The sequence below is a fragment of the Streptomyces sp. NPDC047002 genome, from assembly GCF_040704505.1.
Classification (GTDB): Bacteria; Actinomycetota; Actinomycetes; order Streptomycetales; family Streptomycetaceae; genus Streptomyces.
In genome coordinates, this window is the sequence record NZ_JBEYWC010000033.1 from 40,708 (window position 1) to 65,983 (window position 25,276).

At 74.7% G+C, this 25,276-nt stretch carries 22 protein-coding genes and 1 pseudogene; 8 read left to right on the forward strand and 15 right to left on the reverse strand.

What is annotated here, in order from left to right:
* Positions 1–14: 14 nt before the first annotated feature.
* The 4 genes from AB0910_RS25520 to AB0910_RS25535 form a co-directional block, all read right to left on the reverse strand.
* A complete protein-coding gene (locus AB0910_RS25520; RefSeq protein ID WP_366746973.1) occupies positions 15–941 on the reverse strand; it encodes a hypothetical protein in 927 nt (308 codons plus the stop codon).
* A gap of 159 nt (positions 942–1,100) precedes the next feature.
* Positions 1,101–2,081, reverse strand: coding sequence for a BadF/BadG/BcrA/BcrD ATPase family protein (locus AB0910_RS25525; RefSeq protein ID WP_366746974.1), 981 nt, complete (start codon positions 2,079–2,081; stop codon positions 1,101–1,103).
* Positions 2,078–2,752 carry a uracil-DNA glycosylase gene (locus AB0910_RS25530; protein ID WP_366746975.1) on the reverse strand — a complete coding sequence of 225 codons (675 nt, stop codon included), beginning with the start codon at positions 2,750–2,752 and terminating at the stop codon, positions 2,078–2,080. The genes AB0910_RS25525 and AB0910_RS25530 overlap by 4 nt, the downstream gene beginning before the upstream one ends.
* Positions 2,753–2,866: 114 nt before the next feature.
* Positions 2,867–3,946 carry an NADH:flavin oxidoreductase/NADH oxidase gene (locus AB0910_RS25535; RefSeq protein ID WP_366746976.1) on the reverse strand — a complete coding sequence of 360 codons (1,080 nt, stop codon included), beginning with the start codon at positions 3,944–3,946 and terminating at the stop codon, positions 2,867–2,869.
* A 216-nt stretch (positions 3,947–4,162) separates the two neighbouring features.
* Between AB0910_RS25535 and AB0910_RS25540 the strand changes: the two genes are divergently transcribed.
* The 3 genes and pseudogenes from AB0910_RS25540 to AB0910_RS25550 all read left to right on the forward strand — a co-directional run bounded on the left by AB0910_RS25540 (position 4,163) and on the right by AB0910_RS25550 (position 5,568).
* Complete coding sequence (locus AB0910_RS25540) at positions 4,163–4,510, forward strand: ArsR family transcriptional regulator (protein WP_366746977.1); 348 nt, start codon at positions 4,163–4,165, stop codon at positions 4,508–4,510.
* 143 nt (positions 4,511–4,653) lie between these two features.
* A pseudogene (locus AB0910_RS25545) lies at positions 4,654–4,995 on the forward strand (DUF6214 family protein); the annotation flags it as partial.
* An 18-nt stretch (positions 4,996–5,013) separates the two neighbouring features.
* The gene (locus tag AB0910_RS25550) at positions 5,014–5,568 is read left to right on the forward strand and encodes a DUF6214 family protein (protein ID WP_366747007.1); all 555 of its coding nucleotides are present in this window, start codon (positions 5,014–5,016) and stop codon (positions 5,566–5,568) included.
* 21 nt (positions 5,569–5,589) lie between these two features.
* Here AB0910_RS25550 and AB0910_RS25555 read toward each other — a convergent pair whose 3' ends face one another.
* From AB0910_RS25555 to AB0910_RS25575, 5 genes are all read right to left on the reverse strand, one after another.
* The gene (locus AB0910_RS25555; protein WP_366746978.1) at positions 5,590–6,228 is read right to left on the reverse strand and encodes a helix-turn-helix domain-containing protein; all 639 of its coding nucleotides are present in this window, start codon (positions 6,226–6,228) and stop codon (positions 5,590–5,592) included.
* Between the two features lie 163 nt (positions 6,229–6,391).
* Entirely contained in the window at positions 6,392–7,102 is a 711-nt protein-coding gene (locus AB0910_RS25560) for an HAD-IA family hydrolase (RefSeq protein WP_366746979.1), read from the reverse strand.
* 19 nt (positions 7,103–7,121) lie between these two features.
* Positions 7,122–7,772 (reverse strand): phosphatase PAP2 family protein, encoded by a 651-nt coding sequence (locus AB0910_RS25565; RefSeq protein ID WP_366746980.1) that lies wholly within the window; start codon positions 7,770–7,772, stop codon positions 7,122–7,124.
* 81 nt (positions 7,773–7,853) lie between these two features.
* On the reverse strand, positions 7,854–8,789 hold the full coding sequence (locus tag AB0910_RS25570) for a M56 family metallopeptidase (protein WP_366746981.1): 936 nt from the start codon (positions 8,787–8,789) through the stop codon (positions 7,854–7,856).
* Between the two features lie 119 nt (positions 8,790–8,908).
* Complete coding sequence (locus AB0910_RS25575; protein WP_366746982.1) at positions 8,909–9,514, reverse strand: DUF5134 domain-containing protein; 606 nt, start codon at positions 9,512–9,514, stop codon at positions 8,909–8,911.
* Positions 9,515–9,921: 407 nt separating this feature from the next.
* Here AB0910_RS25575 and AB0910_RS25580 point away from each other — a divergent pair, with 407 nt between their 5' ends.
* Complete coding sequence (locus AB0910_RS25580; protein ID WP_366746983.1) at positions 9,922–11,187, forward strand: glycoside hydrolase family 71/99-like protein; 1,266 nt, start codon at positions 9,922–9,924, stop codon at positions 11,185–11,187.
* 50 nt (positions 11,188–11,237) lie between these two features.
* Here AB0910_RS25580 and AB0910_RS25585 read toward each other — a convergent pair whose 3' ends face one another.
* The 6 genes from AB0910_RS25585 to AB0910_RS25610 all read right to left on the reverse strand — a co-directional run bounded on the left by AB0910_RS25585 (position 11,238) and on the right by AB0910_RS25610 (position 20,940).
* Complete coding sequence (locus tag AB0910_RS25585) at positions 11,238–13,451, reverse strand: ROK family protein (protein ID WP_366746984.1); 2,214 nt, start codon at positions 13,449–13,451, stop codon at positions 11,238–11,240.
* The gene (locus AB0910_RS25590) at positions 13,444–16,608 is read right to left on the reverse strand and encodes a glycoside hydrolase family 38 C-terminal domain-containing protein (RefSeq protein ID WP_366746985.1); all 3,165 of its coding nucleotides are present in this window, start codon (positions 16,606–16,608) and stop codon (positions 13,444–13,446) included. Before AB0910_RS25590 ends, AB0910_RS25585 begins: the two co-directional genes overlap by 8 nt.
* Positions 16,609–16,982: 374 nt before the next feature.
* The gene (locus AB0910_RS25595; RefSeq protein WP_366746986.1) at positions 16,983–18,065 is read right to left on the reverse strand and encodes a Gfo/Idh/MocA family oxidoreductase; all 1,083 of its coding nucleotides are present in this window, start codon (positions 18,063–18,065) and stop codon (positions 16,983–16,985) included.
* Positions 18,050–18,709: a ThuA domain-containing protein gene (locus tag AB0910_RS25600; protein WP_366746987.1), complete on the reverse strand. Its 660-nt coding sequence runs from the start codon at positions 18,707–18,709 to the stop codon at positions 18,050–18,052. The genes AB0910_RS25595 and AB0910_RS25600 overlap by 16 nt, the downstream gene beginning before the upstream one ends.
* The gene (locus AB0910_RS25605) at positions 18,706–20,001 is read right to left on the reverse strand and encodes an enolase C-terminal domain-like protein (protein ID WP_366746988.1); all 1,296 of its coding nucleotides are present in this window, start codon (positions 19,999–20,001) and stop codon (positions 18,706–18,708) included. Before AB0910_RS25605 ends, AB0910_RS25600 begins: the two co-directional genes overlap by 4 nt.
* Before the next feature lie 153 nt (positions 20,002–20,154).
* Positions 20,155–20,940 carry an IclR family transcriptional regulator gene (locus AB0910_RS25610; protein WP_366746989.1) on the reverse strand — a complete coding sequence of 262 codons (786 nt, stop codon included), beginning with the start codon at positions 20,938–20,940 and terminating at the stop codon, positions 20,155–20,157.
* Between the two features lie 178 nt (positions 20,941–21,118).
* Between AB0910_RS25610 and AB0910_RS25615 the strand changes: the two genes are divergently transcribed.
* The 4 genes from AB0910_RS25615 to AB0910_RS25630 are packed head-to-tail and all read left to right on the forward strand — an operon-like array spanning position 21,119 to position 25,240.
* Positions 21,119–22,522, forward strand: a complete 1,404-nt coding sequence (locus AB0910_RS25615) for an extracellular solute-binding protein (RefSeq protein WP_366746990.1) — start codon at positions 21,119–21,121, stop codon at positions 22,520–22,522.
* The gene (locus AB0910_RS25620) at positions 22,519–23,511 is read left to right on the forward strand and encodes a sugar ABC transporter permease (RefSeq protein ID WP_366746991.1); all 993 of its coding nucleotides are present in this window, start codon (positions 22,519–22,521) and stop codon (positions 23,509–23,511) included. Before AB0910_RS25615 ends, AB0910_RS25620 begins: the two co-directional genes overlap by 4 nt.
* Positions 23,508–24,398 carry a carbohydrate ABC transporter permease gene (locus AB0910_RS25625; protein WP_366746992.1) on the forward strand — a complete coding sequence of 297 codons (891 nt, stop codon included), beginning with the start codon at positions 23,508–23,510 and terminating at the stop codon, positions 24,396–24,398. Before AB0910_RS25620 ends, AB0910_RS25625 begins: the two co-directional genes overlap by 4 nt.
* Positions 24,398–25,240, forward strand: coding sequence for an NAD(P)-dependent oxidoreductase (locus tag AB0910_RS25630; protein ID WP_366746993.1), 843 nt, complete (start codon positions 24,398–24,400; stop codon positions 25,238–25,240). The genes AB0910_RS25625 and AB0910_RS25630 overlap by 1 nt, the downstream gene beginning before the upstream one ends.
* Positions 25,241–25,276 lie beyond the last annotated feature (36 nt).

Below are 25,276 nucleotides of genomic sequence, written 5' to 3' on the forward strand. Positions count from 1 at the left end.
CGGCGGGCGTCGGGTCAGGCCTCCGGCGACTCCTGCGGCTGCGGCACGACGCCCGTCGCCGCGACATAGCGCGCCAGCACCAGCTTGCCGATCGCCGGGTAGGCGCCAAGCGGCTCCGCGGTGGCGCAGTCGGCCTCCTTGACCGCCGAGTCGAGGAGCCCCTCGGGCAGTTCGGGGCCGACCAGGTACGGGGCGAGCGCCAGCTGGGACGAACCGGCGTCCCGCAGCTGCTGCGCCACGGAGGCCACCGAGCCCTCCTCGTCGAGCGCGGCGGCCATCACGGGCACGGCGAGCCGCGCGGCGAGCAGCATGCCGGTGATCCCGGCCGTCTGCACCGCCTCCTTGCCGCCGACGGACGCCAGGATGATGCCGTCGGCCGCGGTCGCCACCGTGAACAGGCGGGCGCGGTCGGCGCGCGCGAGCCCCGCCTCGGAGAGGCGGACGTGCAGCGCCTCCGCGAGCAGCGGGTGCGGGCCGAGCACGTCGGTGACCTCCGCCTGCGCGCCGCTTTCCGCGACGGCCTCGCGTATCCGGGCGATCAGTGAGCCGTCGGGCCCCGCGAGCAGCGGCACGACCACGGCCGCAGGGCCCTCGGGCTCCGCGGCCTCCCGGCCGGCCGCCCTGGCCAGCTCGTACCGCTCGTCGCGCAGCGCGGCGGCCCGCGCCACCGCACCGCCGACGGCCGGGTAGTCGCGGTCGGCGTCGCCGCCTTCGAGGAACGCCGCCGTGGCTTCGAGCCCCGGCAACTCGGAGCGCGTGATGCTGGCCAGTTCGTCGGCGAGCGCGCGGACGGCCGGCCCCGGCGTGCCGGGCACGGCGAGGACCAGCGTGGGCGCCCCCTGGGGAGCGGCCACGGGTTCCGGGCGTCGGTGGCGCCCCGACTGTCGGGGGCGCGGCATTCGTACGGGCAGGCCGGGTGCGGGCCCAGTGGGGGTGCTCATGGCGCCGAATGCTACTGGTTTTACCGGTGCGGCTGTTCGGTCAGGCCCGAGATCCGAGCGAGCCGTCCGCATTTGTCGCTTAGATGGCTTTCCGGTTATGCGCCCGGCGGTATCCCCGCACGCGGGGGGCGTGCGCGGGCGCACCAGCCGCTGCGCGCCTCAGGGGTGCGATACGGACAACAGCCGCGGATCGAGCGGCAGATGCGGCGCTCCCGCGGCCAGTGCCGCCGCCGTCAGCAGCGCCCCGGCGAGCGGATCCCCGGCCGCGGCCACCAGCGGCGCGTGCGGCAGCCGCTCGGCCAACTCCGCCCGTACGGGGCCGACAAGAGGCTCCCCGATGCCGAACAGACCACCCGTGAGGGCGATGCGGCAGTCCCCGGAGGGCGGGCAGGCCGCCGCGGCCGCCTCCGCGATGTGCCCGGCCGCCGCGGCGAGGATCCCGGCCGCCACCGCGTCGTGCCCGGCGCACGCGGCGACCTCGGGCGCGAAGGAGGCCAGCACGGCCGCCCGGTCCGTGCGCGGATACAGCAGCCCCGGCAGGCCGGGCGCGGGTCCGAGGGCCGCCTCGGCGCGGGCCAGCAGCGCGGCCGAGCCGCCGCGCCTGCCGTCGTACGCGCGCAGCGCCGCTTCGAGCCCCGCGCGGCCGATCCACGCGCCGCCGCCGCAGTCGCCGAGCAGATGGCCCCAGCCGTCAGCGCGCCGCCAGGTCGCCAGGTCCGTGCCGAGGGCGATCAGGCCCGTGCCTCCGGCGACGACGGCACCCCGCCGCCGGCCGAGCGCCCCCGCGTACGCGATGACCGCGTCGGCGGCCAGCGCGAGCCGCCCGACGCCGAGCGCGTCCCTGAGCGCGGCGGGCAGCCGGGCGCGCAGGTCGCCGCCGAGGGTCGCCATCCCGGCCGCGCCCACGGCGACCGCGTCGAGCGGCCCCGGCCCGCCCGCCTCGGCGAGCAGCGCCCGCGCGGCCGGCACCACCTGTGCGAGCAGGTGGTCGGCTTCGATGCCGCGCGCACCCGTGCGCACGGGCTCCCCTGTCCTGACGGCGCCCGCCGTGCGGACGGCCTCGGGCCGCCCGTGCGGGGCTGTCCCCAGCGCGATCCTGAGCCCCGACCCGCCGGAGTCGACGCCCAGCACCCGGATCACGGCAGCTGCCAGTCCACCGGCTCGGCGCCCTGGCGCACCAGGAGGTCGTTGGCCCTGCTGAACGGCCGCGAGCCGAAGAACCCGCGGTCCGCCGACATCGGCGAGGGGTGCGCCGACTCGATCGCCGGGCAGTCGCCGAGCAGCGGCCGCAGATTGCGGGCGTCGCGGCCCCACAGGATCGAGACGAGCGGCTTCCCGCGCGCCACGAGCGCGCGGATGGCCTGCTCGGTGACCTCTTCCCAGCCCTTGCCCCGGTGCGCCGCCGGCTTGCGCGGCGCGGTCGTCAGCGCCCTGTTGAGCAGCAGGACGCCCTGCCGCGTCCACGGCGTCAGGTCCCCGGTCGACGGTCTCGGCAGGCCCAGGTCGCCGTGCAGCTCACGGAAGATGTTCTCCAGGCTGCCGGGCAGCGGGCGCACCTCGGGCGCCACGGAGAAGCTCAGCCCCACGGCGTGCCCCGGCGTCGGGTACGGGTCCTGACCGACGATCAGCACCCGCACGTCGTCGAAGGGCTGCTTGAAGGCCCGGAGCACGTTCTCCCCCGCGGGGAGGTACGTACGGCCCGCGGCGATCTCCGCCCGCAGGAAGTCGCCCATCGCTGCGATGCGCCCGGCGACGGGCTCCAGCGCGTCGGCCCAGCCGGATTCCACGGTCTCTTTCAACGGTCGTGCCACGGGGCGTCACTCTACTGGTGGACAGCACCTCCCGATCACCGGACCGCCCGCCGCGCCGCGCGGAGGCGGGCGGCGGGCTGGGGAGACCCACGGCGGCTCAGAGGGCGCGGGCGTTCAGAAGGCGCGGGCGTACTGCACAGGGACGTAAGCCGTGCCGCCGAGTTCCGCGGCGGCGCGCTGCGGCCACGAGGGGTTGCGCAGCAGCTCGCGGGCGAGCAGCACCGCGTCGGCCTCCCCGTTGGCGAGGATCTTCTCGGCCTGCTCCGGCTCGGTGATCAGCCCGACCGCGGCGACCGGCATCCGGGTCGCGGCCCTGACCTGCGCGGCGAACGGCACCTGGTAGCCGGGGCGCAGGGGGATGCGGACACCGGAGGCGTTGCCGCCGGTCGAGATGTCCATCAGGTCGACGCCGTGGGCGAGCAGTTCGTCCGCGAACCTGACGGTGTCCTCGGGCGTCCAGCCGTTCTCGTCGAGCCAGTCGGTCGCCGAGATCCGGAAGAACACCGGCAGGTGGTCGGGCCACACGCCGCGCACCGCGTCGACGACCTCGAGCGCGAACCTGATCCGGTTCTCGAAGGAGCCGCCGTAGGCGTCGGTGCGGTGGTTGCTGTGCGGCGAGAGGAACTGGTTGACCAGGTACCCGTGCGCGCCGTGCACCTCCGCGACCTGGAAGCCCGCGTCGAGCGCCCGCCGGGCGGCGTCGGCGAACTGCCCGACGATCCCCGCGATGTCCTCGGCGGTCAGCTCGGCCGGCACCGGGTGGCCTTCGGCGAACGGCAGTGCGCTCGGCGCGACGACGTCCCAGCCGCCGTCCTCGGGGGCGATCGGGCCGCCGCCCTCCCACGGCGCGCGCGTGCTCGCCTTGCGCCCCGCGTGGGCCAGCTGGATGCCGGGGACCGAGCCCTGGTCCGTGATGAAGCGGGTGATCCTGCGGAACGCCTCCACCTGGGTGTCGTTCCAGATGCCGAGGTCGTTCGGGGAGATGCGGCCCTCGGGGCCGACCGCCGTCGCCTCCGTGATGATCAGCCCCGTGCCACCGGCGGCACGCGCCGCCAGGTGCGCGAAGTGCCAGTCGCCCGGGGCGCCCGCGTCGGGGCCCGCGGCCTCGGCGGAGTACTGGCACATCGCCGCCATCCATATCCGGTTGGGGAAGGTCAGCGATCGCAGGGTGTAGGGCTCGAAGAGGGCGCTCACGGGAGCTCCAATCGGAACGCGGGCGGAGAGAGGCGCTAGTACGATACCTTTCGTATTACGACGTGTGTCAAACAAGTGCCTCCCGCCCGACTCGTACGATGAGAGGCCCGCAGGCCTCTCGGGCGTCCGCGGGGCGGGGCCGCGGGTGCGCGTCCGCAGCTGGCAGATGTACGTACAGGCATGCGTCCTCGGGCATGCAGACGAGTGGGAGTCGCCGTGACCGCCCAGACGAACCGGCGTGAACTCGCCCACCCCTCCCGGGCCGAGATCCGCCTGGAGGACGTACTGCACGCGCTGTCCGACCCGCAGCGCCTGCGGATCGTGTGCGAGGTGGCGCGGGAGGCCGAGGGCCTCACCTGCTCGCAGGTCGGGCTGCCGGTGGCCAAGTCGACCCTCACCCACCACTTCCGCGTCCTGCGCGAGTGCGGGGTGGTCCAGCAGGTGTACCGGGGCACCGCCAAGATGAACCGGCTGCGCCGTGAGGACCTGGAGGCCCTCTTCCCCGGCCTGCTCGACGGCGTGCTGCGGGCGGCGCGGGCGCAGGCGGGGCGCGGCACGGCCTGACGGGCGGTCCGACGGGCGGCGCGGGGCCCGGACGCGCGGGATCCGCCGCGTGGGCCTCAGGCGTGCGGCGCGAGGTGACGGCGCGTCACGACGATGAGGGCGGATTGCCTGATTAAGTTGTGAATGTGTCGGAACACAAGCTGATGACCGCCCGAAAGTGTGACCAGTACACCGCGCAGGGCCTCCCCGTGTGGGAGGTGCAGGGATACGGCACGGTGACCGGGGCCGGGCAGCAGGTCCGCCCGCCCTGGCTCGACGTGCGCCTGACCCTGCCGGACGGGGCGCGCGTGGACGTACTTGCCGTGGTGCGCGGCGACACGATCGCCATCGAGGACGCCCAGGCCGACCCGCCGCTGCCGCTCACGGGGCTCGCCGCGCTCGCCACCGCCCTCCATGCGCCGCTCAAGGCCGCCTGCGCCTCGGTGACCTCGCCCGGTGCCCCGCCTCCCGGCGAGCCGCCCGCCGCCCCCGCAGCCCATGCCGCCGGGCAGGGAAGCGCCGCCATGGCGGCCGACCCCGGCTCAGGAGCGCCCGCGGCCGCCGAGCAGGGGGATGCCGCCGAGCACGGAGGCCCCGGCGCCGTGGCGTGGCAGGGGAGCGCCGTCCCCGTGGACGGCTTCGTCGGCGACCCCTGCGCCGTCGGCCCGGGAGCGGGCAGCGGACCCGCCGCGGACACGGCGGGGGCCGCTCCTGCCCCCGCGGTCCCGTCCGGGACGCTTCCGGCCGTGGCGGGCGGGGACCGGGACGCCGGGCTCTCCGTGCCCGCCGCCGCTGCCGCGGGTCACGGCGATCCGGCCGTACCCCGCGATCCCGGGCAGGCGGGCGGGGACGCCCAAGACCGCGCGACCGGCGGGCGGCACCGGGGCCGCGGCGTCGCGCCGTGGGGCGCCGCACGGCGGCGTGACGTGGCGCAGGTGTACCGGGCCGCGCGGGAGCGCGGCGACGACCCGGTGCTCGCCGTCATGGCGGCGACGGGCCGCAGCAGGCGCCGCAGCCTGCGCCTGATCGCGGGCGCGCGCGACGAGGGCCACCTCCCTTCGCGCCGCAGACGCGGCTGAGGCGGCCAGGGCGGCGCCGGGTCAGCCGCGTACCGGTGTCTCCCGCACCGCGGCGGCCGGCGGCTCGCCCTCGGGGGGGACGCCGAGGTCCCAGTCGAGTGCGTAGCGCCGGAAGAGGTCGGCCCGCAGCCGCGCAGGCGGCATGGCGGCGCCGGGGATCAGGATCGCGAACACGGCGCCCATCAGCTGCGAGCGCAGCAGCGGGTAGTCGGCGTCCGGATCGCTCGACCCGTAGCAGACCACCGTCTCGCGCAGCAGCTGGGCCAGGCGCTGCTGCTCGGGGCACTGGACGAACCCCTCGGCCTGGAGGATCCCCGCCATGTGGGTGCGCATCAGAGTCGGCCTCGACACCGCGAGGCCGAGGATCGCGTCGACGGCCCGCGCCATCAGCTCGCGGCCGTCGTCCGTGCGCGGCTCTCGCTCCAGGCCCGCCTGGAGGGTACGGTGCATCAGCCGGTGTACGGCCGACTGGAGGAGCTGCCGCTTCCCCGGGAAGTAGTACGAGACAAGACCCCGCGCGGACCCGGCGCGATCGGCGATGTCGGCCAGTGTCGTCGCCTCGTACCCGGCCTCGGAGACCAGCTCGACGGTGGCGTCGAGCAGGCGCTCGCGCGAGCGTCGACGCATTTCCTCGTTGACCTCTGCGCTTCGGGGAGACATGCTTACTCCTGCGTTGACTGGCTCTTAGCCAATATACTCAATGCGTCTTGCCGCCGACCCCTGCGGGTCCTGTCGGCTGGGCTCGTCTGCCTTGGGCGACGCGGGGGATCGTCCAAGGCAGACGGATTTCTCCTGTCGCCGTCGTCCCCGTGCGGGGCGCGGTTCAGGAGAGCGCGCCGGCCCCCGCGAGCTGGAGCACGGGGCGCAGCCCCGCGGGACGCTCCTCGACCGGCAGGTGGTCCACGAAGAACACCTCGCAGCCGAGGGCCGCTGCGCCGCCGTCCGCCGCCTTGCTGTCGCCGACCATCAGCACGTCGTGCGGGTCCTGGCCCAGCTCGTCGCAGGCCGCCTGGAACAGCCGCGGGTCGGGCTTCTGCGTGCCGTGTTCGTACGACAGGACGTACGCGTCCACCAGGTCGTCCATGCCGTGCGCGCGGAACACCGGCCGCAGGTCCCAGCCGATGTTGCTGACGACGCCGACCGCGATGCCCGCGCGCCGCAGTCCGCCGAGCACCTCGGCCGTGTCCGCGTAGGGGCGCCAGGCCGCCGGCGCCATGTGGCGCTCGTAGAGCGCGTCGTACAGGGCCTCGTCCGGCAGTTCCACCTGGCGCGCGACGCCCGTGTACGCCGTGCGGTGCAGCTCCGCGCTCTCGTCCCGCGCCTCCCACGCCCCCGCGAGGTGGTCGGGAACGCGCTCCGGGAGCGGCCCGCCGGGCAGCGCGCCCGCGACGACCAGCCGCATCGCGCTGCGCCGCACCTCGTCGGCGGGCATGTCGACGCCGGTCTGCGCGAGCGCCGAACTCAGCCACGACTTGGCCGATTCGATACGGAACAGGGTCCCTGAGAAGTCGAAGAGGACTGCCTTGAACGTCATGGACCGAATCCTTGCGGGATCACCGTGCCCGGGACAAGGCCAAACGCCCGTAACAGACGACGGACAACGCGACAACGCACACCCCGAGGAGCCACCCGCCGACCACGTCGGACAGCCAGTGCACCCCCAGCCACAGCCGACTCGCCCCCGCGCCCGCCGCCGACACCGCGCCGGCGGCCAGCGCCGCACCCCACCGCACGCCAACGGCGCCGTGGCGGCGCAGCACCCACAGCAGCAGCCCGCACGCCACCGCGGCGGCCAGCGCGTGACCGGAGGGGAACGCGGCGAAGTGCGCCGAGTCCACCGGGTGGCGCCAGCGCGGACGGCCCCTGCCGACCGCGGACTTGAGCGCCTGCTGGAGCACGAGCCCGGCGAGCGCCGCCCCCACGGCGCAGGCCGCGTACGACCGCTCTCCGCGCCGCCACAGCACGGCGGCCGCCGCCGACGTCAGCAGGCGCATGGTCCACGGGTCCCACACCCAGTCGGTGAGCACCCGGGCGGTGCGTGTGAGGCCGGGCCGCGCGAGCGCCTCCCCGTGCAGGTCCGCGGCGACCGCGCGGTCGAGCGCGAGCAGCGGCTCCCACCCGGCCGCCACGAGGGCGAGGAGCACGGCGAACCCGGTACCGCTCACCGCGGCGGCCGCGGCCGCGGGTGTCTTGGTGGGGCGCATGGCCGTGATCCTTGCCCGGAACGGCCGCTCCACGCGCGCGCCTCCCCGGTCGGCCCGCGCGGTCACCCGGCCGGGCCCGGCTCAGCCCAGGGCGCGCAGCCCCGGCACCAACGCCACGAGCAGCGGCACCGCGGGCACGAACGCGGCGGCAGCGGTGAGCCGCAGCCGGCGGATCGGGGCCAGCCTGGGAACCGGCGAGAGCAGCCGGTCGACCCGGTGGGGCAGCTCCGCGTCGGAGGCCGGTGCCGGACCGAACACACCGCGCTCCTCGTTGAGTTCGACCAGTGCAAGGGCTATCGCCCGGTGCCCGTAGCGGCGGGAGGCCGAGTCGTCGGCAGCCAGCTCGACCAGCCGGTGGATCTCGTCGCGGAACGCCGCGAACACCGGTATCTGCGGGAAGCCGTCGGCCAGCGCCGCCGAGCAGTGCCGCAGCCAGTCGTGGCGCGCCCGCGCGTGGCCCTGCTCGTGCGCGAGGACGGCGTCGAGCTGCCGGCCCTTGAGCCGGCGCAGCGCCGCCGTCGTGATCACCAGCTGGGGCGCGGCGCCCGGCAGCCACCAGGCGTCCGGCCGGTTGCCCTCAAGGACCACCAGCGGGTCACCGCCAGGCTCCTCGCCCGGCAGGACGGGCGAGCGCACGAGCAGCTCCCTGCGCCGCCGCCTGCGCCGCGCACGGGCCCGGTGGATCTCTCGGGTCAGCATGGCGGCCGTCCACAGGCCGCCGCTCGCCAGGAGGATCGCAAGCGCCGCCGACCAGGGCCGGTGCCCGTCGAGCGCGTACGCACGCGCGACACCGGCGGGCGCCGTCGCGAAGACATGGCCCCGCACGGAGCTCCAGGTGGCGGCCGCGCTGAAGACCATCGAGAGGGCGAAGCTCAGCAGCACGGCGGCGACCACGCACTGCCACACCCACAGCGCCACCACGGGCTCGCGCTCGCGCCAGTCCGCCCGGGAGAGGACGCGCGGCGCCACGACGGCGGCGAGCGTCCCGAGCAGCAGCAGCGCCAGCGAGACCACCATGGGCCCAGCCTATGAGCGCGGCGGCGCCCCGGATAAGACCGCGGCGGCCAAGTGACGCAGGACACGCTCGCGGTGGGCCGCACGCGCTCCGGCGCGCGCTCCCGCGGGGGCCGTACGCGTCAGAGCGTGAGCAGCATCGCCACCATGGCGGTCGCCATCGAAAGGCGGCAGGCGAGTGCCAGTTCCGGCCGCTCGCCCCAGCGGGGCCCTGGCCCGCCGTCCACCGGCCCCTGGCCGCCCGCAGGGCCCGCCGCCACCGTGCCCGGCAGCAGCCGCGCACCCGCCCACAGCACATAGCCGGCGAAGTAGAGCAGCAGCACGCCGGTCACCGCGGGCGCCCCCGCGGAGGCCATGCCCGCCATGCCGTCCGTCGCGGCGCCGCCCGCCGGGGCGGCCGCCATCGCCCACGCCATGTAGGCCATGGCCGCCATGCCGAGGAGGTGGTGCAGATGGTGTCCTGTGAGGCCGCGGCGGACCGCAGCGCCCGAGGCCGCGGCGAGGGCGCCCGCGCCGAACAGTGCCGCGTACCCCGTCCACACCCAGCCCGGCGGCGCGAGCGCGGCCGCGGGCACCGCCATGGCGGCCATGCCGAAGCCCATCAGCGCCTCGCCGCGTGCCGTGGCGCGCCCCGTCGGCGAGACGCTGCGGGCTCTGAGCACGCAGTACGCGCCCGACCCCGCACACACCGCGACGAGCAGCCAGCCCACCACCGACGGCGCGTGCACCCGCCACCACCCTCCACGACGTGCCGGTAGGACCGAGCGGCTCCTGAAGGCACCGAAGGCACCGAAAGCACCGGAAGCCCGGAGCCCGGGCACCTCGTAGGTTCGAAGGACCCGGGGAGGAGATGCCCAGCGGGAGCGGTCCGCATGCCACCGCGCAGCCGGACGCCGGCCAGGCGCCGCCGCGGCAGCGCATTCCGCAACAAACGGAAAGCGTCAAAGAATTGGCCTGACAAGCCGGTGAATTCCCGGCCGATTCCGCCCCGTTCCCGTGTCTTGTGCCCCGGGCCCGGCCCGACTACGTTGCACGGGCGTCCCCGTGGAAGCCGGGCGGGCTGCCACCGCCTGAAACCCCCCACTTCCCCGGTTATTCGCAGTGACTGGCAGAATTCGACCGGAGGAACACCTCGGTGAGCATTTCACGACGGCACGTCATCACATCGGCGCTCGGCGCGACCGCGGCCCTCGGCCTCGGCGCGGCCCAGCAGGCCACCGCGGGCGCTGCGCCCCGTGCCCGCGCGGTCCCCGCGGCCTCGGGCCCCGGCGACGTGGTCGGAAAGATATCCGTCGGCTATCAGGGATGGTTCGCCTGTATCGGCGACGGCGCCCCGATCAACAGCTGGTGGCACTACAGCCAGAACGGCGGACAGGCCCCGTCGCCCGGCAATACGACCATCAAGTCCTGGCCGGACGTGAGTGAATTCAGCCGTACCTATCAGACGGCGTACGCGAACCTGAACGGCGGCGGACCCGCGAAGCTGTTCTCGTCCTGGGACCAGCAGACCGTCGACACCCACTTCCTGTGGATGCAGCAGAACGGCATCGACACGGCAGCCCTCCAGCGCTTCAACCCCAACAGCCCTGAGGGCCCCACCCGCGACGGCATGGCGCAGAAGGTGCGTCAGGCGGCCGAGGGCCACGGCCGGAAGTTCTACATCATGTACGACGTCAGCGGCTGGACGGCCATGCAGTCCGAGATCAAGACGGACTGGGCGAACAAGATGAAGGCCCACACCGCGTCCTCCGCGTACGCCACGCAGAACGGCAGGCCGGTGGTCTGCATCTGGGGCTTCGGGTTCAACGACGGCAACCACGACTTCAGCGCGGGCGCCTGCCTCGACGTCATCAACTGGTTCAAGGGACAGGGGTGTTACGTCATCGGCGGCGTGCCGACGCACTGGCGCACCAACTCCGACGACTCGCGCGCCGGATTCTCGGACGTCTACCACGCGCTCAACATGATCTCGCCGTGGATGGTCGGGCGGATCGGCTCGATCGCGGACGTGGACAACTTCTACGCCAACGTCCAGACCCAGGACCTCGCGGACTGCCAGTCCCACGGCATCGACTACCAGCCCTGCGTCCTCCCCGGCGACCTCCAGGAACGCCAGCGCGCCCACGGCGACTTCATGTGGCGGCAGTTCTACAACATGTGCCGCCTGGGTGTGCAGGGCATCTACATCTCCATGTACGACGAGTTCAACGAGGGCAACCAGATCGCCAAGACCGCGGCCGACGCGGCCGCGGTGCCCTCGGGTTCCGGGATCTACGCGCTGGACGAGGACGGCACCGCCTGCTCCTCCGACTACTACCTGCGCCTCACCGGCGACGGCGGCCGCATGCTCAAGAAGCAGATCGGCCTCACCGCCACCCGCCCCACCCCGCCGGTCGCCTGACGCCGGTGCGCCCTCCGCCCCGCCGGGGCGGAGGGCGCCGGTCCACCGCGTCAGCGGCCCCGCAGGCGCGGAGTGAACGTCGCATGGAAGATCGTCGAGGCCGCGCCCACGGCGGCGGCCTGCGCGCTGAGCACCGACGGCTCGACCTCGACCCGCCGCAGGCGCCGTGCGGTCGGGAAGGCGTTGACCGCCCTGCCGATCTCCTCCAGGTAGAACCCCGCCACGTCGTCCGTGTAGAACGGGCCGCCCAGCACGATCAGGTCGATGTCCAGCAGGTCGACGAGGCCGAGCGCGCCCCTGCCCACCGCGCGCGCCACCTCGCGCACCGCGGCCTCGGCCGCCGGGTCGCCCGCGGCCGCCGCCCTGCCCACCGCGCGGTAGGCGGCCGTCGAGCCGCCCGGCGGCGGTGCGGGCCGCATCCCGCCCCGTGCCGCCAGGTCGGGCACCGACGCCGGCGGATTGCACTCCGGCAGCAGCTCCGGCCTGCCGTCCGCGCCGACCCGGCCGAGCGCGATCGCGCACAGCTGCCCGAACTCCCCGGCGTTCGCGCTGACTCCGCGGTACAGGTCGCCGTTGAGGTAGAGGCCGGTGCCCACGCCCGTACCCAGGTACAGATAGGCGAAGTCCCGCGCCCTGCGGTCCCGGCCGATCCACCGCTCGCCCGCCGCTGCCGCCGTCGAGTCCTTCTCCATCAGGACCGGGCAGGGGAAGTGGTCCTGGAGCAGGTAGAGCAGCGGCAGGTCGCCCCACGCCGACATCAGCGGCGGCCCGAGCACCGTGCCGGACGCGATGTCGACGGGACCCGGCACGGCAACCCCGATGCCGAGGAAGCCGTCGGGCCGCACCGGGCCGCGGGCCCGCGCGAGCGTCTCGCGCCCCAGCGCGGCCACCCGCTCCACGAACTCCGCGGGCGCCGTGTCCGCCGAGACCGGCCGCGTGCGCGTGCAGACGATAGCCCCGTCCAGGTCGATCACGACCGCCGTCAGCACCTCGGGGTCGATGTGGATGCCGAGCGCGTGCGCCGCGGTGCCGGAGAGCCTGACCGGCGTGCGGGGCTTGCCCGAGGTGGCGCGCCGCTGCGCGTCCTCGATGAGGATGCCCCGGTCGAGCAGTGAACGCGCGATCCGGGAGACCGACTGCTGCGTCAGGCCCGTGCGGTGTGCGATCTCCCCGCGGGTGATGGTGCCGGAGAGCCGTACGGTCTCGATCACGACGCACTCGTTGAACGAGCCCAGGTCGATCTGGTTGACCCCGCTCCACGACTGGCCGCGCGCCGCGCCGGGCCCCGCACCCCCGCCGGGGTGCCCCGCCACGCTCTCCCGCAGCCAGCGCACCGCCGCGCCCGGCCCGGGGGAGCGCGCGGTGTCCGCGCAGACGCGCGCGTACCGACCGAGGTCGCGCGCCAGGTCCAGATAGACGCGGCGCGACGACTCGGGGTGGCTGGTCGAGTCGAGCGCGATCATCGCGCGCAGGAAGCTCCGGTGGCCCGACCGCAGCGGCATCAGGTGTCCGCTGACCCGGCCGTGCGGTGCCGGCGGGAGGACGGGGCCGCCCGCCGCCGTGTCCCACAGCGCCACGGCGTGCAGATCGAGGTCGGGATGGCGCAGGCACGCCTCGGCCAGATACGCGGCCAGGCCGCCCGCGTCGTCGGGGGCGGGCGGCGCCGTCGCCGCGAGGGCCGCGTCGAGCGCGCCGTCGAGCCCCGCGAGCACGTCGGCGCCGATCACCGTGCCGGGCGCCGGCCGGTGCGCGGCGGCGCCGCGCGAGCCGAGCAGCAGCACCCCGCGCCGCGCGTCCGCGTACAGGCCCATCACCCACACGTCGGCACCGGGCAGCGGCGGCCGGGTCGGCACGCACGGCGCCGGTGCCTCGTCGGGCACGAGCCGCCAGCGGCGCCGCACCCCCGCGACCGTCGCGTGCGAGAGGCCCAACTCCCGGGCGATCGCCCGCGAAGCGCCGCTGCCGCCGGGCGCGAGCAGCGACCTGGTGACCACCTCGGACTCGTCCACCGTCGCGGGCCGCCCGGTGCGCGGGCGCTGCGCGAGCCCCTCGATGCCCTCGCTCGTCCACCGCTGCCGCCACGCGCCGACCGTCTGCCGCGACACACCGAGGCGCCGCGAGATCTCCGCGTCCCGCAGCCCGTCGGCGGCAAGCAGCACCACCCTGGCCCTGGTCGCGAGCGGGCCGCCCGCTTCGGCCCAGCCCCGCAGGACGGTCCGCTGCTCGGGCGGCAGGGCGGCAGCCCCGGTACGCGTCTCAGGCACCGGCGGCCCCGCCCCGCCCGCGCACCAGCCGCACCGTGCGCACCTCGAAGGGCCGCAGCGCGAGCCGCACCGCGCCGTCCCGGCACTCCAGCACCGCCGAAGGACGCTCCAGCAGGTCCACCGCCTCGGCCCGCACCACCGGGAACGCGGCGGTCAGCACCGTCGCGGCCCGCCCGCCGCACGCCTCGTAGAGCCGTACGACCACGTCCCCCGAGCGGTCGTCGGCCAGCTTCACCGCCTCCACCAGCACGCTCTCCCCGCTGGTGGCCACCAGCGGAGGCCGCGCCGGCGCCGGGCCGCCCGGGCGCAGCGGCAGGGCCAGCGCGTACCCCTCGGCGAGCGCGTCGCCGACGCCCGCGCCAGGGCGCACGGTGTGGCGCATCCGCTGCGGCCCGCGGTCCGCGTGCGGATCGGGCGTGCGGGCCGACCGCAGCAGGGTCAGCCGTACGGCCGTGGTCGTGCCGCCGTCCTGCCGGGTGTGCCGGGCCGCCTCGTAGCCGTGCGCCGAGTCGGCGGCGAACGCCACACCCCAGCCGGGCTCGCCCACATGCAGCCAGCGGTGCGCCCACCGCTCGGCGCCGCGGGCCCCTGGCGTGTCCACCGGGCGCACGGGCCACGCGGTGTGGCCGAACTGCGCCTCGCCCGTGGTGTGCCCGGCGTGCACGTCCAGCTCCCAGGAGCTCGCCAGCACGGTGTCGCGCTCCCGCCAGTCGACCCGCGTGTCCACCTCGAACGCCCGCGCGCCGGCCGCGAGCGAGAGCCGCTGCTCGACGGCCGAAGTGCCGGTCGAGCACACCACGCGCACCGCGCCGAGCAGCGGGCCGCGCTCCAGCACCTCGACCCGCACCGCGGCGCCGAGGCCGCGCGGCGGCGCCCCGCACCGCGTGTCCCGCTCGTACGCGCCCCACTCGGGCGGATCGTCCCGGTGGAGCAGAAGGACGTTGCCCGCGGCGCCCGGCGCGATCGCGTCACGGCCCGTGCCCAGGTCGACGGCGGTGCGTACCAGGCCCCGGCCGTCCACCACCACGCGCAGGAGGCCGTTGTCCAGGGCCACTTCGCCGTTCTCTGCCTGCGTGACCGCGACCGGGGCCCGCTCGTCGAGCGGGACCACCACGCGTCCGGCGCCGAGCGCGGGGGCCTCGGCGAGCACCGCGACACGGCCGTCGGAGAGCAACTGGCCGCCGCCCGAACGGGCGTGGACCTCGCAGTCGGCGTCCTCGCCGACCAGCACCACCTCGCGGCGCGGCAGCGGACCCGCGTTGAAGACCGCCGTGCCCGGCGCCGGGGCCGCACCCGGCGCGCCGGTCGCCCGCAGGACCAGCCTGCCGAGGGCCCGGTGGAGGCGGCGGTGCGCGAGCTCGGCCTCCTCGTGCACCCACGCGATCGAGGTGCCGCCGAGCACCGGCGCGGCCTGGAGGCGCAGCACCTCGCGCCAGATCGCGTCCAACTCCTCGTAGGGGTAGGGCACGCCGTCGAGGACCGCGGCCGTGGCCGACCACAGCTCGGCCTCCCGCAGCAGTGCCTCGGCGCGCCGGTTGCCGCGCTTGGTGCGCGCCTGCCCCGTGTAGGTGCCGGGGTGCGCCCCGGCGAACAGCTCGCCGTCGAGTACGGGTACGCCCCGTCCGGCACTCTCGTACTCCCGCAGCGCCTCGCGGAAGAACCGCCCCGGGTGCTTGAACACCACCCGGGGCGCGCCCTCCAGATCGGCCAGCCTGCGCGCCCGCTCCAGCGTCGCGGCGGTGGGCCCGCAGGACTCCGCCGCGCCCCACACGGCGAGCGAGTCGCCGCGGTCGCCCGCATCGGCGAACGCCGCTTCCTGCGCCACCAGTTCGCGCACCGTAGAACCCGGCCCCGTGAGGCCGTCGCCGTCTTCGCCGGAGGCGCCGGGGGAGTGGGGCGGGACATGGGTGAGCAGCCGCGTGCCGTCCAGGCCCTCCCACCGGAAGGTGTGGTGGGCGGGCGCGCCCCCCGCCGGCCACCGGGGCGGCCGCCGCGCGAGCAGCCACCTGACCCCCGCGAGGGCCGCGAGCTGCGGCAGCGCCGGGCTCAGCGCGCCGGAGCCGCCGAACCACAGGCCGTCGGCGGCGGTGCCCAACTCCTCGCGGCAGAAGCGCAGTCCGAGTACCAGCTGCCTGACGAGCGACTCACCCCCCGGCAACACCCCTTCGGGCTCGGCCCACATGCCGCCCGCCGGGACCCAGGTGCCGTACGCCACCGCCTTCCTGATCCGCTCGAACACGTGCGGATGGCTCTCCCGCATCCAGGCGTGGTGGTGCGGAGCCCCGGCCGCCACCACCAGCTCGGGATACTCGTCCGCAAGCGCCGCGAGAGCGCCGAAGGCCCGCGCTGCCCGCCGCACGGACTCCCGGTGCGGCCACAACAGGCCCTGTTCGCCGCCCTGGTGGCCCACGACGGCCACGGTGTGTGCGGACGCGTGGGCACCCCTCGCGAGCACCGGCGCGAGCAGGTCCCGCGCGGCCCGCGCGGTGCCCGCGACATCGCGCGGGTCGACCGCGTCCACGGCCAGGTCGAGCGCGCACAGGATCTCGTGGCGGCGGGTCGGCGAGCCGGGCAGCGCCCGCGCCAGCCCGTCGAGCACCTCCACGTCGTGCAGCAGGTGCCACACCTCCTCGTCCCGTACGACGAGGTCCGCGCGCACCAGCCGGTGCAGGGGCTCGTCGTGCGCGGTGACCGGGGTGCCGAGGCGGCAGCCCGCGCCGGTGGCCGGGTCGATCGGGGGCACCGCGGCGGCCTCCACGAGCAGCCGCACCCGCTCACCGCCGACCGCCGCAGCCGCCACCGCCACCGGGCCCGACCGGTGGCGCAACCCCGTGAGCGGCGCGCCCTGTTCGTCGTACACGAGCCCCTCGGCACCGGCGCCGAGGTCGATCACGGCCTCCACCCTGCGGCCCGCCCAGCGCGCGGGCACCTCTCCGGCGAGGCGGAACCAGGTGGTGGACCAGGGCGCTCCCCACGGCGCGCCGGGCGCGAGCGGCGTGTACGGGGCGCGCAGGGCTGCCTCGACCGGCGCCGGTTCGCCGGGCACGTGCCACGCGGCGATGTCCAGGGGGATCCGCTCGGGGTGGAGCGCGGGGCGCAGCCGGTCGGCGAGGAAATGAGATGTCCGCGACTCACCCGACGAAAAACGGTCCGGCATGGCGGCCCCCTCCTGTCCCTGCGTTGCCGCCATGTAAAACCAAGAGTGTTATCAAGTCAACGCCCTCTCCCTTTCCTTCGTTCTGGCAGGTGGAAGCGGCAGGTCAGCGCTTTGTCAGGGGAATTGTTTTCCCGTGCGGGAGGAAACTGGAAAGAAAAGGCGGACCATCGGTGGTGGCAATGGCCCAGGTCTGCGAGGCGAAAAAAGAGAGGAAAGGACAGGAAAGGAAGGAAAGGGAGAAAGGAGGATGGGTGTGTGGGCGGCGTCTCCGTGGTGCCGTGCGGCATGCGGAGGGGGCGGCCGGGGTCCGTGCCCCGGCCGCCCCCTGCCGGGACGGCGGCCCTGCTCCTGCCCGGTCCCGCTCCAGCCAGGCCCTACTCCTGCCGTACGGGCTCGGGCCGTTCGCAGGTGCTCGCGACGGGGAGGGTGCGGGCCTGCTCGGCGGCGTCGAGCAGAGTGAGCATCACATCCAGGACATGGCGGGCCAGTTCGGCGGAGGCGCGGTGCGGGCGCCCGCCGGCGACGGCGTCCGCCAGGTCCGCGAGGCCGGTGCCGCGGCCGCCCCGCCGGTAGCCCGCGGAGACCGGCAGCGCCTCCCAGCCGCCGCTCGCCCCGAACAGCTCGACCGGCCCGTCGAAGCCGTTCGGATCCGGCACGGAGAGGGAGCCCCCGGTGCCGTGCACCTCGATCCGCGGCAGCCTCGCCGCGTGCACGTCGAAGGACATGACGAGGGTCGCCAGGGCGCCGTTCGCGTGTTCCAGCACACCGGTGACATGCGTCTGCACCTCGACGGGGAAGGCCGTGCCCGCACGCGGCCCGCTGCCGATCACCCGCTCGGCGCGCGGCCGTGACGCCGCCCCCGCCACCCGTACCACCGGGCCGAGCAGGTGGACGAGGGCCGAGAGGTAGTAGGGGCCCATGTCGAGCAGCGGGCCGCCGCCCGGCCGGTAGTAGAACTCCGGGTCGGGGTGCCACTTCTCGTGCCCCGCCGTGGTCATGAAGGCGGTCGCGGCGACGGGCGCGCCGATCAGCCCGTCGTCCACGGCCCTGCGCGCCGTCTGCGTGCCCGTGCCCAGCACGGTGTCCGGTGCGCAGCCGACCCTGCGGCCCGCCGCCTCGGCGGCCCGCAGCACCGCGTCGGCCTCCTCGCGGGTCGCGGCGAGCGGCTTCTCGCCGTACACGTGCTTGCCCGCGGCGAGCGCGGCGGCCGCGACCTCCGCGTGCGCGGCGGGGATCGTCAGATTGAGGACGGCGTCCACGTCGTCCCGTGCGACCAGGTCGGCGAGGGAGCCGGCGACAGCGGCGCCAGGCGGCCGGCCGGCGGCCGCCGCGGCGCGCGCCGGGTCCAGATCGGTGACGGCGGTCAGGACAACGTTGTCCAGGCGCTTCAGTGTGTCCAGGTAGGCGCCGCTGATCTTGCCGGCCCCCACCATGCCGATCCTCAGCGGCTCGCCCACAGCAGGCCCCTCTCCGTGATCGTGCGCACCTCGGGCACGTCGAAGTCGTCCGGCTTGTGCCCGATGGTGGAGACGAAGACGCGTCCCACGCCGACCGTCCTGGTCCACACCGCGGGCATGGCCACGGCGTGCGGGCCGCGCTCGCCCGGCGCGAACTCGGTGGTCGCGAGGAGGTCGATGTCCCCGTCCGTGGCCATCCAGTACTTCTCGGTGTGCACCCGGAAGTCGCCGAGCCCGGCGATGACCGGGTGATCGGCGCGGCTCGCGGACAGGGTGACGCTGTGGTCGCTGAACCCCGAGGGGTGCATGAGGAACTGGCCGCCCGTCAGGAGCGTGTACTCGACGTCGCCGCGGAAGGCGTCCACGATCCCGCCGTGCCAGCCGGCGAGACCGGTGCCCGCGCGGACCGCGGCGGCAAGACCCTCGCACTGCTCCCTGGTGATCTCGCCCATGGTCCAGCACTGCACGATCAGGTCCGTCGCGGCGAGCCGCCCTGCGTCCGCGTAGACGGCCAGGGTGTCGGAGATCTCCACCCGGTAGCCGCTGTCCTCGAGGAAGGGCACGAACAGGTCGGTGATGGCCACGGGTTCGTGTCCCGGCCAGCCGCCCCGGACGATCAGGGCACGTTTCGGATCGGTCGTCATGCGCGTTGCACGCTCCCATCGGTGTTGCGCAGCAGGGCCCAGCGGTCGTGGTGGAGCGGCTCGGGCGCGGGATACCGCGCGGCGGCTGTCTCGTCGAAGTCGACGCCGTGGCCCGGCGTCTCGCGGGGGGACAGCGCCCCGTCCGCGGCCGTGATCGTACCCGGGAAGACCTCGTGGACGGGGGGTCTGAAGACGGCGGCCTCCTGGACGCCGAACGCGTGCGAGCTGATGTCCATGGCGAGGGTCGCGGCCTGCGCGACGGGGCTCACGTCGGCGGGCCCGTGCGGGGCGAGGCGCACACCGCGCAGTTCGCAGTAGGCCGCGAGCCTGCGCGCCGGGGTCAGCCCGCCGAGGGTGGGCACGCGGATCCGGGCGAAGTCGACCGACGGGCCGCGGTCCCCGTCGAGCAGTGGCAGGAACTGCGCGACGTCGTGGAAGAGTTCGCCGACGGCGAGCGGCACGGCGGAGGTCTCGCGCAGGGCGGCGAAGTGCCCCGCGTCCTCGGGGGCGAGCAGGTCCTCGACGAAGTACAGCCGCGCGTCCTCGATCCGGCGCAGGAACTCGCGCGCCTGCCTCGGATCGAGCCGTTCGTGCACGTCGTGCAGCAACTCCACGCTGTCGCCCACCCGTTCGCGCACGGAAGTGAGGACGGGCGGCACGGTGCGCAGGCAGGCGGCGGAGTCCCACGGCACGGCGCGCCTGCGGTGCGCACCGGCGTCGAGAGCGCTGCCGCCCGCCGTCCCGTAGGTGTCGGCGCCCGGCACCGCGCACTGGACGCGCACATGCCGGTAGCCGCGCTCGACCGCGCCCGCCACCTTGTCCGCGAGCTCCGCCGCGTCGGCGCCGTCGACATGGGTGTACGCCTCCGCCCAGCGGCGCACCCGGCCGCCGAACAGCTGGTAGAGCGGGGCTCCGAGGCGCTTGGCCTTGAGGTCCCACAGGGCCACGTCGACGCCGCCGAGGGCGTTCCCGGTGATCGAACCACCGCGCCAGTAGGCGCTGTTGAGCATCAGCCTGTGGATGTCCTCGATGTCGTCGGGATCGCGCCCCACCAGCATCGGGGCGAGGTAGTCGTCGAGCACGGAGCGCACCGCGAGGGTGCGCTGGGGGTCGCTGGCGCAGCCGAGGCCGTAGAGCCCCGGGTCGTTGGTCTCGACGCGCACGACGAGGTGCGGGCAGCCGTGCGGTGCGGTCAGGAAGGTACGTACGGCCGTGATGCGGATCTTGGCGCCGCGCTCGTCGACCCAGGGAGCGGGCGCGAGAACCTCGGCGCGGGCATCAGGCTGAGCCATGCACACTCCAACGCATACAGGTGGAAGGATGACGTGCTGCCACGTGAACGTATGGAGGGTCCCATTTATTTGTCAATGACCTTACCGAATAAGGGCGCCGCCGTCTGCCGCGCGCCGGGACCCGGGGGCCCGGCCGCGGGGGACCGCGTGCGCTCAGGGGCGGCCGATCCGCTTGAGCAGGGTGCGCAGCGAGTGCGCCGCCTCCGTCACCAGCTGCGCGATCTCGCGCGCCCTCGCGTCGTCCATCCGGGTCCGTGGCGCCGAGCAGCTGATCGCGTCGTCGGCGCCGTGCCCTGCGCCGAGCGCCACGGCGACGCACCGGATGTCCACGGAGTTCTCCCCGTCGTCCATCGCCCACCCGCGCAGCCGCGCCTCCGCGAGCTGTCCGAGCAGCGCCTCGGGGTCGGTCACCGTGTCCGGGGTCAGCCGCTCCAGCGGCCAGTCGAGCCGCATCCGCACCTCGGCGGCCTCGTACTGCGACAGCATGGCCTTGCCGAGCGCGCAGGCGTGCGCCGGCAGCCTGCGGCCGACCGCCGAGTGCATCCGCAGCGCGTGCCGCGACTCGCGTTTCGCCAGGTAGACGACGTCGGTCCCGTCGAGCCTGCCGAGGTGCACCGACTCGCCCGTCTCCTCGGCGAGCGCGTCGAGCACCGGGCCCGCGAGCCCCGTCACGTCGTCGCCCTCCAGGTACGCGGTCCCCGTGAGCAGCGCCTTGAGGCCGAGGCTGTAGCGGGTGCCCGAGGCGTCGAGGTCCACCCAGCGGTGCGCCTGCATCGTGCGCAGGATCGCGTGCAGGCTGCTCTTGGGCACCGAGAGGGACGACGCCATCTCGGCCAGTGAGAGCCTGGCCCCCTCGGCCCCGAGGAGTTCCAGCACCTGGAGGGCCCGGGCTGCCGACTTGACCTCTTCGGGCCCCCGGCCCCGCGCTGCTGCTGCCACCGATTCCACGGCACCTCCGCATCCCGCACCGGCGCACTCAGGCGATCCGGTTCTGCCCGATTCCCGACGTCGTCTTGACGCTATATCACCACGACCATAAGTTCAGTCTCTCCAACGCCATTCGGTCTTCTGAACGCCAGCTGGTCGCCCGGTGGCTGAACCTGAGGAGGTAGGGGCGATGCGCACACCCTTGTCGCACCGTGCCCGGCTCACGGCCGTCGCCGGGGCCACCGCACTGTCGCTGACCACCCTGTCCGCCTGCGCGGGCGGCCCGGGTTCCGGCTCGGGCTCGGGGGGCCTGGAGATGTGGACCTTCAAGCAGTCCCACGCGGCCGCGCTGCGCACCGCCGCCGCCCAGTTCGAGAAGGAGACCGGGATCGCGGTGAAGATTGACGTGTACACGCCTGACGATGCGTTCACCACCAAGGTGCAGAGCGCGGCGAAGACCGGCGACCTGCCCGACGTGCTGGAGACCCACTCGGACGGCGACGACCGCGTCTTCGGCGCCGCCGGCATCGTCGACGACCTCCGCGACCGCTACAAGGGCGCCTGGCTCGACCGGATCCAGCCCGCCGTGCGCGACTCCGGGCTCGTCACCGAGGCACGCTACGAGAACGCCGAGAACCCCGAGGCCAAGGACCACGGCGCGAAGAAGGGCGCGCGCTACAGTGTCCCGCTCACCGTCGGCACCTTCGGCATCGTCTACGCGAACAGGAGGACCCTCGCCGCCGCGGGCGTCACCAGGCCGCCCGCCACCTGGGAGGAGTGGATGGCCGACCTCAAGGCCACCACGGCCAAGAACCCGCGCACCGGCGGGCTCTCCCTCGGCCTCCAGGTCCCCGCCACCGGCCTCACCTGGCTCCTCCAGCCCATGGCCTTCGCCGAGCTCGGCAAGAAGGACTACATGAGCCTGTTCCTGAAGGACGAGTCCAAGGACTTCGGCTCGCCGAACGGCATCGACGTGCTGGAGAAGTACGACCAGTTGGCGCCGTACTGGATGCCCGGCACCCAGACGCTCACCATCGACCAGGGCGACCAGGCCCTCGCCCAGGGCAAGTCGGCCTTCGACGTCGGCGGGACGTTCACCCTCGCCTTCCTGCGGCAGAACGGCATGAAGGCCGACGACATCATGGCCTTCCCGCTGCCGGAGCCCGAGGAAGCGGAGGTCAAGGACATGGCCCTCGGCCCCATCGCCCTCACCAGCATGTGCGTGGCCTCCACCAGCAAGCAGCCCGACAAGGCCGCGCGGTGGATGGAGTTCCTCTCCGAGCCGAAGGTCGCAGCGCGGTTCGCCAAGGACTCCAGCGACCTGCCGGCCACCGCGCTCGGCGCCGGGTCGGCGAGCGTGCTCGGTCCCACCCTGACCGCACTCCAGAACAGCTTCAAGGGCACCCCCGACACCACGTACGACCCGAACAACGGCGGCGTCGACTTCCGCGCCCCCGGCTACGAGCAGGACGACGCGGGCGCCGCGCTCTCCGACATGACACCCCTCGGGCGCAGGTCGGTACGGCAGACCGCCGACCGGCTGCGTGACATCAACCGGGCGGCCTGGTCCAAGGCCGAGGCGGCGGACAAGTGACCACCGCGCCCGGCCGCGCCGCTGCCGCCCTGCCGCTCCCGGCGCCCGCGGGCGGCGCGCGCACCGCGCCTGACGGCGGGCCCCGGCGCAGGCAGCGGGTGCGCGAGGCCCTCACCGGCTACTCGTTCATCGCCCCCGCCGTCGTCCTCTTCTGCGTGCTGGGCCTCTACACCGTCGGATACGGCTTCGCGCTCTCCTTCGCCACCTGGAACGGCTTCACGCCCTCCTGGACCTGGGTCGGCCTCGACAACTACGCCGACCTGCTCTGGCGCGACCCCGTGTACGCGCCCCGCGTCCACCACGCCGCGCTCAACACCCTCTGGGTGATGGTGTGCACGCCCCTGCTCACCGTCGCCGTGTCCTTCCCGCTCGCCGTCCTGCTCCATCAGGCCAGGCGGCTCCAGGGCCTCCTGCGCTCCGTCTACTTCCTGCCGTACGTCACCAGCGGCGTCGCCGTCGCCTTCGCCTGGCAGTACATCCTCCAGCCGGACGGCGCGGTCAACTTCCTGCTGAAAAGCCTCGGCCTCGGCTCCCTCTCCCAGCCGCAGGGCTGGCTCGGCAACCCGGACACCGCGCTGCCCACCATGATCGTCGTGACCGTGTGGGGCGCCGTGCCCGTCTCGATGCTGCTCTACCTGACTGGGCTCCAGGGCATCGACCGCAGCCTGCTCGAAGCGGCGCAGCTCGACGGCGCGGGCCGGTGGCGCACCACCACCGCCGTCGTGTGGCCGCTGGTGCGCCCGATCACCGCGATCACCGTCCTGCTCGGTCTGCGCGAGTCCCTCCAGGGCTTCCAGCTGTTCCTGGTGATGACGGCGGGCGGCCCGGGGGACCACACCAACGTGCTGGGCCTTGAGGCCTACCGGCTGGCGTTCCTCAAGGATCTCGCCCCCACTCTCGGCCTCTCCAGCGCGCTCGGCTGGCTGCTGTTCGCCGCCGCCCTGGTCCTGGCCCTCGCCAACCTCCGAGCACTGCGGAGCCGCACATGACCGCGCTCAGCCTGGACCGGGCCCCCTCGGCTGCCGCGGCCCCGCCGGGCGCCGGCGGCGCGCGTACCCGCAGGGCCGCCGCCCGCACCGTCGTCGGGGTGCTGCTCGCCCTCTACGGCCTCGCCGGCGTCTACCCGTTCCTGTGGATGGTCTCCGCCGCCTTCAAGGACAGCGTCGAGGTCACCCGCGGCGGCCACCTCATCCCGCAGCACCCCACCCTCGACACCCTCGTCGAGACCTGGAACCGGCTGCACTTCTTCGACTTCTTCCTCAACAGCCTGCTCGTCACGGCCTACACCGTCGCCCTGACCGTGGTGATCTACGCGGCCGCCGGCTACGCCTTCGCCGTGCTGCGCTTCCCGCTGCGCGGCTTCTTCCAGAAGCTGTTCGTCTCGCTCCTTTTCGTGCCCGGCATCACCGTGATGCTGCCCATCGTGGTCCTGGAGAACAAGCTGGGCATCCTCGGCACCCACCTCGGCCTCGTGCTGCCCTTCGTCAACGGCGGCGCCCCGCTCTCCGTCCTGCTGATGACCGGCGCCTTCCGCGCCGTGCCGCAGGAGCTGCGGGACTCCGCGCGTGTCGACGGCGCGGGCGAACTGCGCATCTTCGCCCGGGTGTACCTGCCGCTCGCCCGGCCCGCCCTGATCACCGTGGCGCTGCTCACCGCGATCCCCACCTGGAACGAGTTCCTGCTCACCCGGGTGTCGCTGACCGACACGTCGACCTTCACGCTGCCGCTCGGCCTCCAGACCCTCTCGTCCCAGAACGTGCCCCACTACAACAACCTGATGGCGGGGGCCCTGATCGTGGTGATCCCGGTGATCGTCCTGTTCCTCTGCCTCCAGCGGTACTTCGTCGGCGGCCTGGTCGGGGCGGTGAAGGGCTGATGCGCGTCCTGCTCACCGGCGCCGCAGGACACATCGGCGGCTACGCGCTCGACGCGCTGTGCGCGGCGGGACACGAGGTCGTCGCCACCGACCGCGTGCCCGTCGACGACCCGCGGCCCGTGCGCGTGCACACCGGTGACCTGCGGGACGCCGCGCTGGTGGCCGAGGCGATGGACGGCGCCGACGCGGTCGTCCACCTCGGCGCCGTCCCGCACCCCAACGTGCCCGACGCCGCCGAGCTGTTCGCGACCAACTGCCTCACCGCCTACCGGGTGCTCGACCAGGCGGGCCGCGCCGGCGTGCGCCGGGTGGCCGCGGCCTCCAGCCTCTCCGCGCTCGGGCTCGCCTGGGCCCCCGTCCCGCTCTCCCCGCGCTACGTCCCCGTCGACGAGGAGCACCCCGTCCTCGTGCAGGACCCGTACGGCCTGTCGAAGATCGCCCTGGAGGAGGCGGCGCGTGCCCTGCACCGGCGCTACGGAACCGACATCGTGTGCATGCGCTTCCCGTTCGTCGGCGCGGACGACCGGCTGGCCCGCCACCTCGCGGCCGTCGCGGCCGACCCCGGCGGCCGCAACCCCGCCGAGCTCTGGGGCTGGCTCGACACCAAAGACGCCGCCGAGGCGCTCTGCCGCGCCCTGACGGCCGACGTCAGCGGCTGCCACGTCGTCAACGTCGCCGCCACCGACACCTCGTCGCCCCTGCCCACCGCCCAGCTCCTCGCACACCACCACCCCGGTGTGCCCGTCTTCACCGAACTCCCCGGGCACGCCGGGCTGTTCGACGTCAGCGCCTGCGCCGCACTGCTGGGCTTCACCCCGCGGCGCACCTGGCGCACCGCCTAGCACGCCGTACCGCAGCACACCCCCACTGCCCGACTT

What these genes read in the sequence shown, in the direction of transcription:
- AB0910_RS25520 (WP_366746973.1), bottom strand. Translation starts at nt 941, where the DNA reads ATGAGCACCCCCACTGGGCCCGCACCCGGCCTGCCCGTACGAATGCCG.
- AB0910_RS25550 (WP_366747007.1), top strand. Translation starts at nt 5,014, where the DNA reads ATGGCGGCCGACCCCGGCTCAGGAGCGCCCGCGGCCGCCGAGCAGGGG.
- AB0910_RS25555 (WP_366746978.1), bottom strand. Translation starts at nt 6,228, where the DNA reads ATGTCTCCCCGAAGCGCAGAGGTCAACGAGGAAATGCGTCGACGCTCG.
- AB0910_RS25560 (WP_366746979.1), bottom strand. Translation starts at nt 7,102, where the DNA reads ATGACGTTCAAGGCAGTCCTCTTCGACTTCTCAGGGACCCTGTTCCGT.
- AB0910_RS25565 (WP_366746980.1), bottom strand. Translation starts at nt 7,772, where the DNA reads ATGCGCCCCACCAAGACACCCGCGGCCGCGGCCGCCGCGGTGAGCGGT.
- AB0910_RS25570 (WP_366746981.1), bottom strand. Translation starts at nt 8,789, where the DNA reads ATGGTGGTCTCGCTGGCGCTGCTGCTGCTCGGGACGCTCGCCGCCGTC.
- AB0910_RS25590 (WP_366746985.1), bottom strand. Translation starts at nt 16,608, where the DNA reads ATGCCGGACCGTTTTTCGTCGGGTGAGTCGCGGACATCTCATTTCCTC.
- AB0910_RS25600 (WP_366746987.1), bottom strand. Translation starts at nt 18,709, where the DNA reads ATGACGACCGATCCGAAACGTGCCCTGATCGTCCGGGGCGGCTGGCCG.
- AB0910_RS25605 (WP_366746988.1), bottom strand. Translation starts at nt 20,001, where the DNA reads ATGGCTCAGCCTGATGCCCGCGCCGAGGTTCTCGCGCCCGCTCCCTGG.
- AB0910_RS25615 (WP_366746990.1), top strand. Translation starts at nt 21,119, where the DNA reads ATGCGCACACCCTTGTCGCACCGTGCCCGGCTCACGGCCGTCGCCGGG.
- AB0910_RS25625 (WP_366746992.1), top strand. Translation starts at nt 23,508, where the DNA reads ATGACCGCGCTCAGCCTGGACCGGGCCCCCTCGGCTGCCGCGGCCCCG.
- AB0910_RS25630 (WP_366746993.1), top strand. Translation starts at nt 24,398, where the DNA reads ATGCGCGTCCTGCTCACCGGCGCCGCAGGACACATCGGCGGCTACGCG.